The 15,231-nt window shown below is 72.4% G+C and carries 11 protein-coding genes; all 11 read right to left on the reverse strand.

All coding sequences use genetic code 11. The features are described 5' to 3' along the window. Positions 1 to 2: 2 nt before the first annotated feature. On the reverse strand, positions 3 to 608 hold the full coding sequence (locus tag QRN89_RS11565; protein WP_290349267.1) for an SCO2584 family spore wall biosynthesis protein: 606 nt from the start codon (positions 606 to 608) through the stop codon (positions 3 to 5). 66 nt (positions 609 to 674) lie between these two features. After that, complete coding sequence (locus QRN89_RS11570; protein WP_290349268.1) at positions 675 to 1,958, reverse strand: glutamate-5-semialdehyde dehydrogenase; 1,284 nt, start codon at positions 1,956 to 1,958, stop codon at positions 675 to 677. A 143-nt stretch (positions 1,959 to 2,101) separates the two neighbouring features. Then, positions 2,102 to 2,668 (reverse strand): DUF8830 family protein, encoded by a 567-nt coding sequence (locus tag QRN89_RS11575; RefSeq protein ID WP_390701639.1) that lies wholly within the window; start codon positions 2,666 to 2,668, stop codon positions 2,102 to 2,104. A 144-nt stretch (positions 2,669 to 2,812) separates the two neighbouring features. After that, positions 2,813 to 3,919: a glutamate 5-kinase gene (gene proB / locus QRN89_RS11580; RefSeq protein WP_290353664.1), complete on the reverse strand. Its 1,107-nt coding sequence runs from the start codon at positions 3,917 to 3,919 to the stop codon at positions 2,813 to 2,815. Between the two features lie 204 nt (positions 3,920 to 4,123). Further along, complete coding sequence (locus QRN89_RS11585; protein ID WP_290349270.1) at positions 4,124 to 6,271, reverse strand: hypothetical protein; 2,148 nt, start codon at positions 6,269 to 6,271, stop codon at positions 4,124 to 4,126. 131 nt (positions 6,272 to 6,402) lie between these two features. Then, the gene (locus QRN89_RS11590) at positions 6,403 to 7,902 is read right to left on the reverse strand and encodes a bifunctional cytidylyltransferase/SDR family oxidoreductase (RefSeq protein ID WP_290349271.1); all 1,500 of its coding nucleotides are present in this window, start codon (positions 7,900 to 7,902) and stop codon (positions 6,403 to 6,405) included. A 193-nt stretch (positions 7,903 to 8,095) separates the two neighbouring features. After that, positions 8,096 to 10,171 carry a glycosyltransferase family 4 protein gene (locus tag QRN89_RS11595; protein ID WP_290349272.1) on the reverse strand — a complete coding sequence of 692 codons (2,076 nt, stop codon included), beginning with the start codon at positions 10,169 to 10,171 and terminating at the stop codon, positions 8,096 to 8,098. Between the two features lie 557 nt (positions 10,172 to 10,728). Beyond that, entirely contained in the window at positions 10,729 to 12,165 is a 1,437-nt protein-coding gene (gene obgE, locus QRN89_RS11600) for a GTPase ObgE (RefSeq protein ID WP_290349273.1), read from the reverse strand. A 134-nt stretch (positions 12,166 to 12,299) separates the two neighbouring features. Beyond that, positions 12,300 to 12,554: a 50S ribosomal protein L27 gene (rpmA, locus tag QRN89_RS11605; protein ID WP_109293632.1), complete on the reverse strand. Its 255-nt coding sequence runs from the start codon at positions 12,552 to 12,554 to the stop codon at positions 12,300 to 12,302. Positions 12,555 to 12,568: 14 nt separating this feature from the next. Further along, a complete protein-coding gene (gene rplU / locus QRN89_RS11610; protein ID WP_017944922.1) occupies positions 12,569 to 12,889 on the reverse strand; it encodes a 50S ribosomal protein L21 in 321 nt (106 codons plus the stop codon). Positions 12,890 to 13,196: 307 nt separating this feature from the next. Then, positions 13,197 to 15,071, reverse strand: coding sequence for a hypothetical protein (locus QRN89_RS11615; RefSeq protein ID WP_290349274.1), 1,875 nt, complete (start codon positions 15,069 to 15,071; stop codon positions 13,197 to 13,199). Between the last annotated feature and the right edge of the window lie 160 nt (positions 15,072 to 15,231).

Here is a 15,231-nt window from a genome sequence, read left to right on the forward strand (position 1 = left end):
GGTCAGTGCGTACGGGGCACCGCGGAGACGGGCGGCGCCGAGTACTCGGCCGAGGCGGAGGGGCCTGTCACCCGGTCCGGCACGGCTCCCTTGGCGGGCGCGTCGACACCGGTGGTGGTGGGTGTGGGGACGCGGTCCTGGCGGTTGGCCGCAGCGCCGCGGTACACGGCCGTGAAGGCCAGGGCGACCATGCCGACGCCCATCACCACGGCGAGGACCCAGGCGACGGGCCGGTGCCAGCGGGCGGAGCCGCGGTAGGGCCGCAGCGCCCCGCCGTGCGGTCCGTAGGGGTCCGTACAGCGGTCGAGGCCGTCGGGGTCGGGATCGGCGTAGCCGCGGTCCCGGTAGTCGCCGGCGGGGCCGTAGCCGTCGTCGTAGAGCTCGTCGTCGGAGGAGCCGGCGCCGGACCGGGCACGGGCCGCCTCGGCCTCGGCACGGGCCTGTGCGGCGGCGAGCAGCCGCTCCACGGCGCTCGGTTCATGGATCTCCGCCGCCCGTACGAAGTCCTCGTCGAACACCACGGAGGCGAAGTCCTGGTCCGCGCCTCCGCGGTCGTCGTCGGGCTCCCCGCCGTCCGGGAACGGCCTGCCCCCCACGTCGTCCGGCACGCCTTCAGGGTAGACCTGGGCGGGGGTTCTCGGCAGGGAGTGCGGGCAACTGACCGCACGCCTTTGTCACCGGATGTGACCGTCGCCCGTCACGATGTACTTCGTCGAGGTCAGCTCGGGCAGGCCCATCGGGCCACGGGCGTGCAGCTTCTGGGTGGAGATCCCGATCTCGGCGCCGAAGCCGAATTGGCCGCCGTCGGTGAAACGGGTGGACGCGTTCACGGCCACGGTCGTCGAATCCACCAACTGGGTGAACCTGCGGGCCGCCGCCTGCGAGGTGGTGACGATGGCCTCGGTGTGCCCCGAGGACCACAGCCGGATGTGCTCGACGGCCTTGTCGAGGGAGTCCACCACGGCCGCGGCGATGTCGTACGACAGGTACTCGGTCTCCCAGTCCTCGGCCGTGGCGGGCACGACCGTGGCCTTGGAGCCCTCGGCGAGGGCGAGGGTGCGCTCGTCGGCGTGGACGGTGACGCCGGCCTCCGCGAGGGCCTCCAGGGCCCGGGGCAGGAAGGTCCCGGCGATGTCCCGGTGGACGAGGAGGGTCTCGGCGGCGTTGCAGACGCTGGGCCGCTGCGCCTTGGAGTTGATCAGGATCTCGACGGCCATGTCGAGGTCGGCCCGGGCGTCGACGTAGACGTGGCAGTTGCCGGTGCCGGTCTCGATGACCGGGACGGTGGACTCCTCGACCACGGTCCGGATCAGGGACGCCCCGCCGCGCGGGATGAGGACGTCGACGAGACCGCGGGCACGCATCAGTTCCCGCACGGAGTCGCGGCTCTCGCCCGGGACGAGCTGCACGGCGTCCGCGGGCAGCCCGGAGCCTCCGACGGCGTCCCGCAGCACCCTCACCAGGGCGGTGTTGGAGGAGTACGCGGAGGAGGAGCCGCGGAGCAGTACGGCGTTGCCGGACTTCAGGCAGAGCGCGGCGGCGTCGACCGTCACGTTCGGCCGGGCCTCGTAGATGATGCCGACGACACCGAGGGGGACACGGACCTGGCGCAGGTCGATCCCGTTGGGGAGGGTCGAGCCGCGGACGACCTCGCCGACCGGGTCGGGCAGCGCGACGACGTGCCGGACGTCGGCGGCGATGGCCCGGACCCGCTCCGGGGTGAGGGTGAGCCGGTCGATGATCGCCTCGCTCGTGCCGGCCTCCCGCGCGCGGGCGACGTCCTCGGCGTTGGCCTCGACGATCTCGCTCGTCCGGACCTCGAGGGCGTCGGCGATCGCCAGCAGGGCGTCGTCCTTGACCGCGCGCGGAAGTGGCGCGATGTCGGCGGCCGCGGCGCGGGCGCGGTAGGCGGCCCGGGTGACCGGGGTCAGGTTGTCGTACGGCGAGAGCGAGGTCATGCCCGCAGGGTAATGCGCACGCTGCGGGCATCCCTCACGTATCCCGCACTGCGAGACGTGACGGACCGGGCGCTGGTACCGGATGGGGCCTCCGCCGGCGGCGGAGCCGGCCGGTCACGCGTGCGGGCTCCGGCCCGCCGTCGTCAGAAAGGGTGAACGCCGACGGGTGTGGCCGGGGGCGGCCCGTACCCTTCGGCGATGCGCTGGTGGTAGGTCTCGCGGTCGATGACCTCCAGCCCGACGATCTCCCACGGCGGCAGCTGCGCACTGGAGCGGTGCTCGCCCCACAGACGCAGGGCGACGGCCGCGGCGTCGTGCAGGTCCCGGGCCTCCTCCCAGTAGCGGATCTCTGCGTGGTCGCCGGCGTACCGGCTGGTGAGCAGGAAGGGGTGGTCGTGGGCGAGTTGCTCCAGCCCGCGTCTGACCTCCTTCAGCGGCGCCTCCGCGCCCGACACGCAGAGGGTGATGTGCCACAGCCGGGAAACGGCCCGCTCGTCGCCGTGCGGCTCGGTGTCCCGGCCGGCCTCCTGCCCGCTGCTGGGGGTCTCGCCGGCCCGGTTGAGGTCGTCCCGGGCGCCGGGGTCCGCGGGCCGCTCGAAGTCGGCTCCCGCGTCCACACTGCTCAGAGCCCGCTGCTCCCCAACGGTCCTGCGGGCGTGGGTGGTTGCCCGTTGCCCACGGGGCGCCGCCCCTGGGCGCGCTCGTCTCACCGGCGGCCTCCTGTTGATGCGTCGTGGTGCCGAACCCCGCCTTTGCCCCCCTGACAAAGTTGACCAGTCCGGGGCCGGACGTGGGGCGGTTTTGATGAAGGTCCCTGTCGAAGGGCCGGACTTTCAGCCGTTTCAGGGGTGACGTCAGGGGTTCAGGACGACGAGGTCGTCCCTGTGTACGACCTCCCGCTCGTAGGTGGGGCCGAGTTCCCTGGCGAGGTCGCGGGTGGACCGGCCGAGGAGGAGCGGGAGTTCCTTGGAGTCGTAGTTCACGAGCCCCCTGGCGACGGCCCTGCCCCCGGCGTCGCGCAGCTCCACCGGGTCCCCGGCGGTGAACTCGCCGTCCACCGCCGCGATTCCGGCGGGCAGCAGTGACTTCCTGCCCTCGACGACGGCTCGTACGGCCCCGTCGTCGAGAGTGAGCGCGCCCTGCGGGGTGGAGGCGTGGGCGAGCCAGAGCAGCCGGTCGGCGGAACGCCGCCCGGTGCGGCGGAAGTAGGTGCCGGTGTCGCGTCCGGCGAGGGCGTCGGCGGCGCGGGAGGCGGAGGTGAGGACGGCCGGGACGCCGGCAGCGGCGGCGATCCGGGCCGCCTCGACCTTGGTGACCATGCCCCCGGTGCCGACGCCGGCCCTGCCCGCCGAGCCGATCTCCACGCCCTCCAGATCGGCGGGGCCGCGGACCTCCTCGATCCGGGACGTGCCGGGCTTGCTGGGGTCGCCGTCGTAGAGGCCGTCCACGTCGGACAGCAGGACCAGCAGGTCGGCTCGGACGAGGTGCGCGACGAGGGCCGCGAGCCGGTCGTTGTCGCCGAAGCGGATCTCGTCGGTGGCGACCGTGTCGTTCTCGTTGACGACCGGGACGGCCCCCATGGCGAGGAGCTGGTCGAGGGTGCGGTAGGCGTTGCGGTAGTGGGCGCGGCGGCTGGTGTCGTCGGTGGTGAGGAGCACTTGTCCGACGCGGACGCCGTAGCGGGCGAAGGATGCGGTGTAGCGGGCCACGAGCAGGCCCTGGCCGACGCTCGCGGCGGCCTGCTGCCGGGCCAGGTCCTTGGGCCGGCGGGCCAGCCCGAGCGGGGCGAGCCCGGCGGCGATGGCTCCGCTGGAGACGAGCACTATCTCCTTCTCGCCGCCGCTGCGGACCTTCGCCAGCACGTCCACGAGGGCGTCCACCCGGTCGGCGTCGAGTCCCCCGGAGGCCGTGGTGAGTGAGGACGAACCCACCTTGACGACGATCCTGCGTGCTTCCGTCACGTACTGCCTTGCCACTGTCACGTGGCGAATCTATGTCAGGCCCGGCCGCCGGCGCGCCTCCGTTTCGCCGGCTGGACAGGCGCCTGGACAGGGCGGGACCGTGTCCCGGCCCCGGTCGGGCACGGGCCGGGACGCGGACCGGCCCGTGAGTGGGCCCCTCCTTGGGGGCCGCTCACGGACCGGGACGCCGTGTCCTCCGCCGGGTCAGCGGGCGGCGGTGGCCGTCGCCTCCGCGCCGTCGGTCTCGCCGGCGCCGTTGCCCTCGGCCTCGGCGCCCTGCCCGCCGGCGTCCGACTCACGGTCGAGCTCGCCGATGGCCTGTTCGCCGATGCGCTGCTCCACCCCGGTGTTGCGGGCCTCGGCCTTGACCGCGAGGGCGCGCACCGCCGCGTCGAACTGCTCGATCGACGTGGGCTCGTCGGGACCGAGGAGGTACTTCTTCAGCTCGGCACGCGCGCCGGCCAGGCTGTCGGCCACCGGGTCGGCGACGGCCGCGAGCAGCTGGTCCAGTTCCTCGGCGCCGTTGGAGAGGATGACCGCCGCGCGGACGGCGGTGTTCTGGCGCTTGAACTCCTCGGCGCCGAGCTCCGCTGAGTCGGTCACCGCGTACGGCTTGCCGCTGGCGATGAAGTCGGAGACGACGCTGGAGATGTCGGAGACCATGGCGTCGGACTCGTTGAAGCAGTCGTACAGCGTGGGCTGGGAACCGGTGACGATGGTGTGCTCCCACCAGCCGACGGAGCGCCAGTAGGTGTCGTTCCACTCGGCCCGCAGGCTCTTGATCTCGGCGAGGCGCACGGGGTCGGAGAGGGAGACCCGCGACTCCTCGGCCTCGTCGCCGCCGGCGCGGCCGGGCTTGGTGAGCTCGGCGAGCCGGGCCTCGATCCGGGTCAGCCCGGCGCGCGCGGCCGCGCGCTCGGCCTGCCCGGCGGCGCTCTGCTCGGACCAGCGCGGGTCGGCGGCGCGCTCGGCGGCCGCCGTCCGCACCATCGCCGTGATCCGCTCGTGGACGGCGAGGGCCTTCTTGTTGCGGATGCCGGTGAAGGGGTGCGGCTTGTAGATGAGCCGCACGGGGCGCTCCGCCTCCAGGAGCCGCCGGACGATGTTCTCGCCGGCGAGCAGCAGGGAGGTGTTGCCGGGGTTGTTGTCCCAGCCCTCCCAGGTGGGGGCGTAGAGGACGGTGGGGATGGGGTTCTTCGGTGTGCCCGTCCAGGACTCGATGGGGGCCAGCTGCGGGCGGCCGACCTCGACGATGTCGTCGTCGCGGACACCGACGTCGGCGAGCGCGTACCGGTCGCGGCCCGCCCGGCCCGCGGTCCACACCTCGTCGTACACCTTGGAGAAGGGGTTGACGCTGGCGAGCTTGTCGCTGTCGCCGTGTCCGATGAAGACGTGCTTCATGGTCGGGACGCGCAGCATGTGGATGTTCTTGCCGACGTTGGCCGGGTAGAGCGTCACACGGACCGAGTCGAACTTCATCGCCATCAGGTGCTGGCCGCCCGGGATGCACAGCACGGGGACGGAGGTCTCGTTGAGCTTCGCGACGAGGCCCCGCTCACGCATGATGACGATCGGCCGGCCCTCGAGCTGCTCCATGGTCTCGAGCCACATGTTGACCTGGTACGCGGAGTCCTCCGAGCCGGAGAAGTACAGCGCGACGGTGGGCTGGTACTCGCCGAGCCACTTCTGGACGGCCTTGAGCACGGCGGGCCCGGAGGGCACCCGGCGCCTGCGGCGCAGATAGGGCACGAGGGCCACGGTGTAGAGGAGGCCGAGGGCGATGCTCACGGCGGTGCCGACGTAGCCGACGACGGCGTACCCGGTGGCGGCCGCGACGACGACGCCCGCCATCGCGGGGATGTCGAGGTGCAGCATCTTCTCGCCGGAGCGGCGCAGCAGGGCCCGCGGCGGGGCGTCGGGGATGCGCACGGTGTGGAGGTCGACGTTGCGGGTGACGACCGGCATGGTCCGGCGCAGCCGGATCAGGGTGGTGAGCGCGCCGTGGGGTGCCTGGAGGGCGTAGAAGAGCAGGAAGCAGGCGACCGCCGCGTAGAACAGCGGTTGCTCGGCGAGGCCCGCCCGGGCGAGCAGCAGGATCAGCAGCAGCTGGCGGAGCAGGAAACGGATCGGCAGACCGGCCCGGACCTTGTTGAGGCGGTTGACCAGGTAGCTGCCGCGCTGGTGCAAGTACCAGTCGGCGGCATAGGTCACGGCCGCGGCCGCCGCGAACATCCAGATGTTCGGGATCAGCGCGGCGATCATCACGCATGGATAGCCCAGGCCCATCAGGACCGCGGCGGCCAGCTCGGACCGGCTGCCCACACGTGCCAGGCGAATGGCGGTCGAAATCACGTAGAACCTGCTCCAAAGGTGCCGGTTGATTCACATTGGAGGAAATTGTGAAGGCGGGCCCTCACGAACTCGGGCCTCTGTATCGCGGAAGCGATCTCAGAGGCCCGAATAAGATCTTTGATGGAGAAGTATTACACATCCTCCTGGCGGTCCAGGACGGACGCCAGTGCCTGCTCGAAGCCGGAGGCCTCGCTGGCCTCGCGGGTCGGGTCCTGCTGCCGTACGTCGATGACATGGCCGGTCAGCTCGGAAAGCAGCACGTCCAGCGAGGTCCGGGCCACGGCCTCGGAGGACAGCAGCGAACCGGCCGGCTCCTGGCCGAACGCCTTGGTGCGCATCGGCGTGGCCGTCCGCTCGGGATTGACGCAATTCACCCGGATTCCGTCCGCCGCCCATTCGTCGGAGAGGGCCTGGGTGAGATTCACCATAGCCGCCTTGGTCGACGAGTAAAGGCTGTATTCGGCGCGGCCCCGGGTGTAACTGGAAGAGGTGTAGAGGAGCAGCTGCCCCTTGGTCTCCGCCAAATACTTGTACGACGCACGCGCAATCTGGACGGGTGCCAGGTAATTGACGTTCAACGCTTCCTGAATGGTCGCGTTGTCGGTCTCCGCGAGCTTGCCGATGCGCAGCACGCCCGCCGTGTTGATGACGTAGTCGACGCGCCCGGTCTCCGCGTACGCCTTGGAGAGCGCGTCGTCCACGTGCTCCGGGTTCTCCACGTGGGTGCCGGTGGTGGAGCGGCCCAGGGCGTAGACCTTCGCACCGTACTCCTCGGCGAGGGCGGCGATGTCCGCGCCGATGCCGTACGAGCCGCCGAAGACGACCAGCGTCTTGCCGGCCAGCAGCTCGCGGTACGCGGCCTCGTCGGCCTGGCGCGGCGCGGCGGTGGAGGCGAGCTGGAACAGCTTGTCGGCGATGAAGACGTCGACCGGCTGCGTCACCTTCATGTTGTACTCGTCACCCGCGACGACGTAGATCGGCACGTCGGGGAGGTACTTGAGCACGACGCTGCAGTCGTCGGTCGCCTGGAAGTTCGGGTCGCCCGCCGCGATCTCGTACGCGCGGCGGATCGTGGAGAGCTTGAACGCCTGCGGGGTCTGGCCGCGGCGCAGCCGCGAGCGGTCCGGGACGTCGGTGATGAACTCGCCGTCCTCGCCGTGGGTGCGGGTCACGATGATGGTGTCGGCCGAGGGGATGGCGACGTCCACGGCCTGGTAGCGGTCCAGGGCGCTCACACAGTCCGCGATCACTCGCTGTGACAGAAGCGGACGCACCGCGTCATGGAAGAGGACATTGGCGTCCTCGCCCTCGGCAAGGCCCTCGCTGAGGGCCTCGATCGCACGCTCGGTGGTCTCGTTCCGCGTCGCGCCGCCCTCGATGACGCGGCGGACCTTGGTCAGCCCGGCCTTGGCGATGATCTTCTCCACGTCGGGCACGAAACCCGGCGCCATCAGCACGATCACGTCATCGATCGCCTCGGCCTGCTCGAAGATCGTCAGCGTGTGCTCGATGACGGCCTTGCCGGCGATCTTCAGCAGCTGCTTGGGGATCGCGAGCCCCACGCGCTGGCCGGTACCACCGGCGAGCACGACTGCTGTGGTGCGGGGCTTGGCTTCCTGCGGCACGGACACAGACGAACCTCTACCTTGCGATGACTGGGGGACGGTGTGATGGTCGCACTCTGCGTGACCGTCCCGCAAGGCGGTCCTCAAGGAGTCCACACCGCCTTGAAACCCCCTGTTCACCCCGTGGCCAGGGGGGTTTGCGGGGGACGAACCGGCAGAAGAGGTGACTGATACCACAGGCCAACGCTGTGGCGCAGCGTTACTTCATCGTTTTGTCGATGACATTGAGCACGAGTTCGTTGCCCGCGCTGAAGAAGATCTTCACCGTGACCTGCGCCCGGGCCCGGGAAAGAAGCACGTCCACGACCGCACGGACCCGCGCGAGCGGGCGCTTCCGGAGCAGGTCGACCGAGGGGTAGGGGAACACGCTCCCCTTCTCCACCACGTCGTCGAGCACCCGGCCGATCCGCACCGGTGCGGCTCCGCGCGCGGGGCGCAGCCAGAGATCCCAGACGTCGTGGGCGGAGGCCTGGACAGCGACCGGCGCGGCGAGCGGGACCGTACAGCGGAACCCGTCGGCACCGACGCGTGCGCCGGGGAACTCCAGTTCGCCGGCGTCCGCTCCGCGGCGGCGCAGCAGGAGCACCGGGTCCTCCACCGGTCCGGCGTCCCCGAGCAGTCGCCCGGACACGGTGATCCGCCGGGAGCCGACGGTGATGTCACCGGACTCCACATGGGCGGGCCGTGCCCAGGAGCGCAGGGTGAGTCCGCCGTGCCGTACGTACGGGACGAGGGTGTGCACGGGCTCCCCGGGACGGACGCGTTCGGCGGCCCGCATCGCCCCGCGCTGGTCGACCGCCCTGGCGGCGAGACGGGCACGGGCGGGCGCGTCCGACGGCGCCGGCGGGGCGGCGCCGGCCGGCGGGGGGTCGATGTGACACGTCCAGACACCCTCGGCGAGTCCGGCGTCGGCGGGGATCACGGCACGGCCGGCCGGGTCGAAGGGAAAGACCCGGTCCGGGACGGAGGCGTCGGGATGGACACAGACGAGGGCCGGCCGGCCGGTGCGCTCGCCGAGCAGAGCCACCGTCACATCGCCGTTCTCCTCGGCGACACAGTCCACGCGCGGGGAGGCGGCCGTCCGGTCGTCCCCCGGTACGGAGGGTGCGGCCCTCTCGGTGCGCGCACGGGTTCCCGCACCGAGGTCCGCGAACAGTTCCTCGTACTGCTTCGCGACCGGGCCCGGATCGAAACGGCGGGCGTGGGAGCGGGCCGCGGCGCCCATGCGGCGGCGCAGCGGCTCGTCGTCGATGAGACGGAGAAGGGCCGCGGCGACGGCCTCGGAGTCGCTGACGGGGACCAGCAGACCGTCCACGCCGTCCGCGACGATCTCGCGCGGGCCGTAGTCGCAGTCGGTGCTGACGACGGGCAGTCCGCACCTCATCGCCTCGACGAGCGTCATGCCGAAGGACTCGTGACGCGACGTGGAGACGGCGATGGCGCCCTTCACCCACTCGGGCTCGATGGGCGAGCGAGGACCCATCAGATGGACGCTGTTGTAGAGGCCGAGCTCGTCGATACGCCTGCGGAGACGTTCCTTCTGTCTGCCCCAGCCGCAGATGCGCAGGGTCCACTCCGGCCGCACGGCCACGACCTCGGCGAAGGCCTCGATCAGGACGTCGTACTGCTTCTCCGCGGCGAGCCGGCCGGCCGCGACGACGGTCGTCCCGCCGAGGTCGGAGACGGGCACCATGGGCTCGGGGACGCTGTTCGGTATGGCCAGCACCCGGGTCTCCGGCAGCGGCATCCGCTCCCGCCACACGGCCGCGTCGCCCTCGGAGACGGTCACGAACGCGTCGAGCGCGGCCAGGTGCGGGCGCATCCCGGCCCGCAGCTCGGGCTTGTGGTGATGGTGCGTCATGTGCTCCTGCCCGATGCACACGGCGCCTTCGGGCGCGAACTGGGCGACGTACGCGACGAGTCCGGGGCGGGTGCCGATGACCACGTCCGCGTCGGAGACGGCGTAGTGGTCGCGCACGCGCTGGTCGGTGAGCCTGCTGTACTGCTTGAACCGCGCCTCGGCGGCGGGAATGTGCCGGGCGGGCTCCAGCGCGAGCGGGTGCTTGGTCTCGTTGCCCGGGGACGAGGGGCGGGTGTCGACCAGGGGGACGACGGTGATGCGCGGGTCGATCGCGAACAGCGGCTCGTCCCGGTGCCGGAAGACGGAGACGATCTCCACCTCGTGGCGTCCTGCGAGCTCCTCCGCGAGATTGAGCGTGGTGCGGATGGTGCCGCCGATGCCGTAGATGGTGTGGATGAGGAAGGAAACCTTCATCAACGCTCCGTTTCGACCGTGCTGGGGCACCTTGCTGCCCCACCCCCGCGAACAAGACGGTGATATCGGGGACGAGGTTGCGCCACCGCACGGATCTGAACGGAGGGGACATGTCCCCCGCGACAGGGCATGCGGGAAGGGCGCCACGGAACGGTGGAGCAGGGCCGCGCGGGCCGCAGGGGGTGCCCCGAGAGCGGGTCCACGGGGGCGCTGAGGTGGGCCGTCGGGCCGGCGCGCCGGGGCCACGGAGGGCGGGCCGCGAGACGCAGGGGTGTGCCGCCCGCTCGTACGCGCCGGGGCGGGAACGGCGGGCAGCGTCAGGGAGTGGACGCGGATCGCCGGGCGGGAGGCGGGGGCGTGCCGGCGGCCCGCGTCCGCCGGGTTCACGCAACGGCAAGCGGGCGTCGGCACCGGCTGCCGCGGGGGCAGGAACGCACCGGGACGCCCCCGTCAGGGTCGTGCGCCGCGCGGAAGAACAGACCGGGGCCGGGGGCTGCTGCCCCCGGCCCCGGTCGACGCCGCTCGCCGTCGGATCGGAACGGCTCGCGTCGGAACGATCAGAACGGTTCGAAGTCGTCGTACTCGCGCGTGGCCTCGTCGCGCTCCGCCTGGCGGTCCTTGCGGCGCTGCGCCGCCGGACGCGGCGCCTCGAAGCGGTGGTCCTCGCCCCGGCGGCCGAGCATCTCCGCGCCCGCCATCATCGTCGGCTCCCAGTCGAAGACGACGGCGTCGTCCTCGGGGCCGATCGCCACACCGTCACCGGCACGGGCGCCGGCCTTCATCAGACCTTCCTCGACGCCGAGGCGGCTCAGCCGGTCCGCGAGGTAGCCCACGGCCTCGTCGTTGTTGAAGTCGGTCTGGCGGACCCAGCGTTCGGGCTTGTCGCCGCGCACGCGGAAGAGGCCGTCCTCCTCCTGTGTGACGGTGAAGCCCGTGTCGTCGACCGCCTTCGGACGGATGACGACGCGGGTCGCCTCCTCCTTCGGCCTGGCCGCGCGCGCCTTCGCGACGATGTCGGCCAGGGCGAAGGACAGCTCCTTCAGCCCGGTGCGGGCGACCGCGGACACCTCGAGGACGCGGTAGCCACGCTCCTCGAGGTCGGGCCGGATCATGTCCGCCAGGTCCTTGCCGTCGGGGATGTCGACCTTGTTGAGGACGACGATCCGCGGACGGTCGTCGAGGCCGCCGTAGTGCCGCAGCTCCTCCTCGATGACGTCGAGGTCGGAGAGCGGGTCGCGATCGGACTCCAGCGTCGCCGTGTCCAGCACGTGCACCAGCACCGAGCAGCGCTCGACGTGGCGGAGGAACTCCAGACCCAGGCCGCGGCCCTGGCTGGCGCCGGGGATCAGGCCCGGCACGTCCGCGATGGTGTAGACGGTCGAGCCGGCGGTGACGACGCCGAGGTTCGGCACGAGCGTGGTGAACGGGTAGTCCGCGATCTTCGGCTTGGCGGCGGACAGCACCGAGATCAGCGAGGACTTGCCGGCGCTCGGGTAGCCGACCAGCGCCACGTCCGCGACGGTCTTCAGCTCCAGGACGATGTCACCGGACCGGCCCGGCTCGCCGAGCAGGGCGAAGCCGGGGGCCTTGCGGCGGGCCGAGGCCAGCGCCGCGTTGCCGAGGCCCCCGCGACCGCCCTCGGCGGCCACGTACGTCGTGCCGTGCCCGACCAGGTCGGCCAGCACATTGCCGCGCTTGTCGAGGACGACGGTGCCGTCCGGCACGGTCAGCACGAGGTCCTGGCCGTCCTTGCCGGAGCGGTTGCCGCCCTCGCCTGGCTTGCCGTTGGTCGCCTTGCGGTGCGGCGAGTGGTGGTACTCGAGCAGCGTCGTGACGGACTGGTCGACGGTGAGGACGACGTCACCGCCGCGCCCGCCGTTGCCGCCGTCCGGCCCGCCGAGGGGCTTGAACTTCTCACGGTGTACGGAGGCGCAGCCGTGGCCCCCGTTACCCGCGGCGATGTGCAGCTCGACGCGGTCCACGAAGGTGGTCATGGTCCTGTGCCTCCAGTACGAAAGTGGCGAAGTGCCGAGCACGGGGGTCCGTGCGGATATGTCTGTCTCTCAACAAGCGAAAGGCGGACCCGCTTCCCGCCCGGGGAAGTGGTCCGCCCTCGCAAGAACTCCGGTCAGGCGACCGGAACGATGTTCACGACCTTGCGGCCGCGGAAGGTGCCGAACTCCACGGCACCGGCCTGCAGCGCGAACAGCGTGTCGTCGCCGCCGCGGCCGACGCCCGCGCCCGGGTGGAAGTGCGTGCCACGCTGACGGACCAGGATCTCACCGGCGTTGACGACCTGACCGCCGAAGCGCTTCACGCCGAGCCGCTGGGCGTTGGAGTCGCGACCGTTCCGGGTGGACGATGCGCCCTTCTTGTGTGCCATCTCTTCTCAGTCCCTTACTTCGCAGCCGTGGGGATCGCCGTGACCTTGATCGCCGTGTACTGCTGGCGGTGGCCCTGACGACGGCGGTAGCCGGTCTTGTTCTTGTAGCGCAGGATGTCGATCTTGGCGCCCTTGTGGTGGTCCACGACCTCGGCCTGGACCTTGATCCCGGCCAGCACCCACGGGTCGCTGGTCACGGCGTCACCGTCGACAACGAGCAGGGTCGAGAGCTCGACCGTGTCGCCGACCTTGGCAGTGGAAATCTTGTCAACCTCAACGATGTCGCCGACAGCAACCTTGTGCTGGCGACCACCGCTGCGCACGATGGCGTACACGCGGATCTCTCTCTCGCTCGTAACGGGAACCCCTGATGCCAGCCGTCCGCACGGGCCGGAGCCCGGACTGTCCGTAAGGGATGGACGGCCTCTCCGGGTCACGGACCCGGAGGGAGGTGCTCAGAAGCTGGCGCATGGAAACACGCCGACGGTCAAGGTTACGGGCAGGGCCGCAGGGGGTCAAACCAGCTCCTGGGAGGCCCGAGGACCCCGCGGAACGGACCGCCCCGCCGTCATGGGCAGCGTCACACCGCATCACGGGCCTTCCCGCGGTGGCGTGCCGGGGATCGCCCCGGCGCTCCCTGACTCAGCCCCGGCGGCGCTCCCGGGCCGCGGCCACGAGCTGCGCCCCGAAGACGAGCGCCAGCAGGGAGAACAGGACGGAGCGCGTCGCCCCGACGCCGGGCGACCACCAGGCGTACGCCGCGGCCGGGCCGAAGAGGGCCAGGGCGAGCAGACGCACCACCCACCACCGCTTCGGGCGGCGCGACGGACCGGCGCCGGGGGACCGGACCAGCAGCCGCTCCGGGTCGTTCGCCAGGGTGTCGCGCATCCCGGAGAGCAAGCCGCGACGCTCCAGCAGCCGGGTCCCGGGCACACCCGCCAGCGGGTCGGCGTGACGGCCGAAGCCAGCGGGCAGCGGGGGCAGGCCGAGGGCGGTGACGAGGTCCGCCTGATGGCGCGCCGGGGCGGTCGAGGAGCGCAGCAGCCCGGTGAGCGGCCGGGGGTCGGACAGCCCGTACACGCGGGCGAGCGCATCGGCCGTGGCGGACGCGGACGCGTGGTCGGCGACCGGGGCGGACGGGTCCCAGGAGTGGGACGCGGCCTCCTTTCCCTTGTGGAGCAGCGTGAACCCGGCGAGGTCCCCGGTCCGCCGCAGCACCAGCGCCGGCCACTTCTCACCGGTGGTGAAGGTGTTCGCGGCGCCGGTCAGCCGGTCCTCGCCGCCGATCAGGGCCGCCCGCCGGCCGGACGGCTCGTCCGGGGCCGGGGCCACGTAGCTCGCCGAGCCGCCCGCCGGGGCGATCCGGAGCGGCACTCCGCACATCAGGGCGGCCGTCGCGACCCTCGCGGGCGGGGCGGAGGCTATCGCCACCAGATGGACGGCGGAGCCGCCGGCGGTCCGCTCCCGTCTCCCGGCCGCCGACTCCGGCGGCCGGGAGAAGAACGGTGTGGAGCCCGCGATCTGCATCCGCACCCCGGTGCGGAACTCCAGGAACTCCCGCCTCGGCTCCCCGAAGTACCTCCAGGGGTGCGAGCGGGCCTGCGTGCCGATCGCCCGGAACACGTCGAGGGCCTCGTCGAAGCGCTTGGCCAGGACGAGCACCAGCGCCAGCTCGTTGCGGAATCCGGCCGCCTCCGGGTCGCCGGGCTCGTAGAAGGTCGAGAGCCCGAGCGCGCGGTCCACGGCGGCGGTGATCCGGGAGCGGTCGACCTGTCCGGAGCCGCGGGCGTCGGCGGCGACGTCGTACTCGATCGCGGCGGCCAGCGGCAGCGCGTGGAGCTTCGAGCCCGGCAGGGCCCGGGCGGCGGCGTGCTCGGCGAAGTCGAACATCTCCTCGTGCGAGCCGTGCCATTTCGCGCACAGGTACTGCAGCGCGGCGGCATGGCAGCCGTAGTGGTGCGGGGCGCGCGCGGTGGCCTCCTCCCAGTAGGCGTCGAAGACCTCGCGCGGCGCCTGGATGCCCATGGCGTGGGTGAGGGCGATCCGCCACGGGACCGGGTCGTCGGGGTTGAGCTCTGCGGCCGCGCCGAGCACCGGTACCGCGTCCTCCAGCAGGGCGAAGAACGCCCGGAACCGGTCGGACGACACTTCCCGGGCCCGTGCTCCGGTCCGGACGGACCAGGCCCGGCGGATGCAGAGGTCGGCCCGGACCAGCGTCGCGTCCGGGTCCGCCGGCGCGTCCGCGAGCCAGGCGTCCAGCCAGCCGGAGCTGTGCACGGCGGCGTCGGCGAACTCGCCGACGTAGTGGCTGCGCCGTTCCCACTCGGCGCCGAGCCGCGTGGCCGCCAGCAGTTCGCGGGCCGGACCGTGGTTCCCCGCCGTCGCCGCGGACAGCGCGTGGCGCAGCGGCGCCGGCCGCTCGTCGAGGAGCACCGCCTCGTCGGGCGGGAGGTCGGCGCCGACGGCGGGGCCGTGCCGGAGCAGTCGGGGCATGGTGAGGAAGGAGCGCAGGAGCACGAGCGCACATTCAACAACCGGACCGGGGCCGGCAGCCAGGGCGGGGCCGGGACCGCCGCGGAGCGGGCGCGGGGCGGGCGCGGAGCGGGCGCGGGGCGGGCGCGGAGCGGGCGCGGGGCGGGCGCGGAGCGGGCGCGGGGCGGGCCGCGGTGATTCGACC

Source organism: Streptomyces sp. HUAS CB01 (assembly GCF_030406905.1).
Taxonomy (GTDB): Bacteria; Actinomycetota; Actinomycetes; order Streptomycetales; family Streptomycetaceae; genus Streptomyces; species Streptomyces chengbuensis.

Bases quoted from the DNA above. Each gene is read 5' to 3' on its own strand.
- QRN89_RS11595 (WP_290349272.1), bottom strand. From the start codon at position 10,171: ATGAAGGTTTCCTTCCTCATCCACACCATCTACGGCATCGGCGGCACC.
- obgE (WP_290349273.1), bottom strand. From the start codon at position 12,165: ATGACCACCTTCGTGGACCGCGTCGAGCTGCACATCGCCGCGGGTAAC.
- QRN89_RS11570 (WP_290349268.1), bottom strand. From the start codon at position 1,958: ATGACCTCGCTCTCGCCGTACGACAACCTGACCCCGGTCACCCGGGCC.
- rpmA (WP_109293632.1), bottom strand. From the start codon at position 12,554: ATGGCACACAAGAAGGGCGCATCGTCCACCCGGAACGGTCGCGACTCC.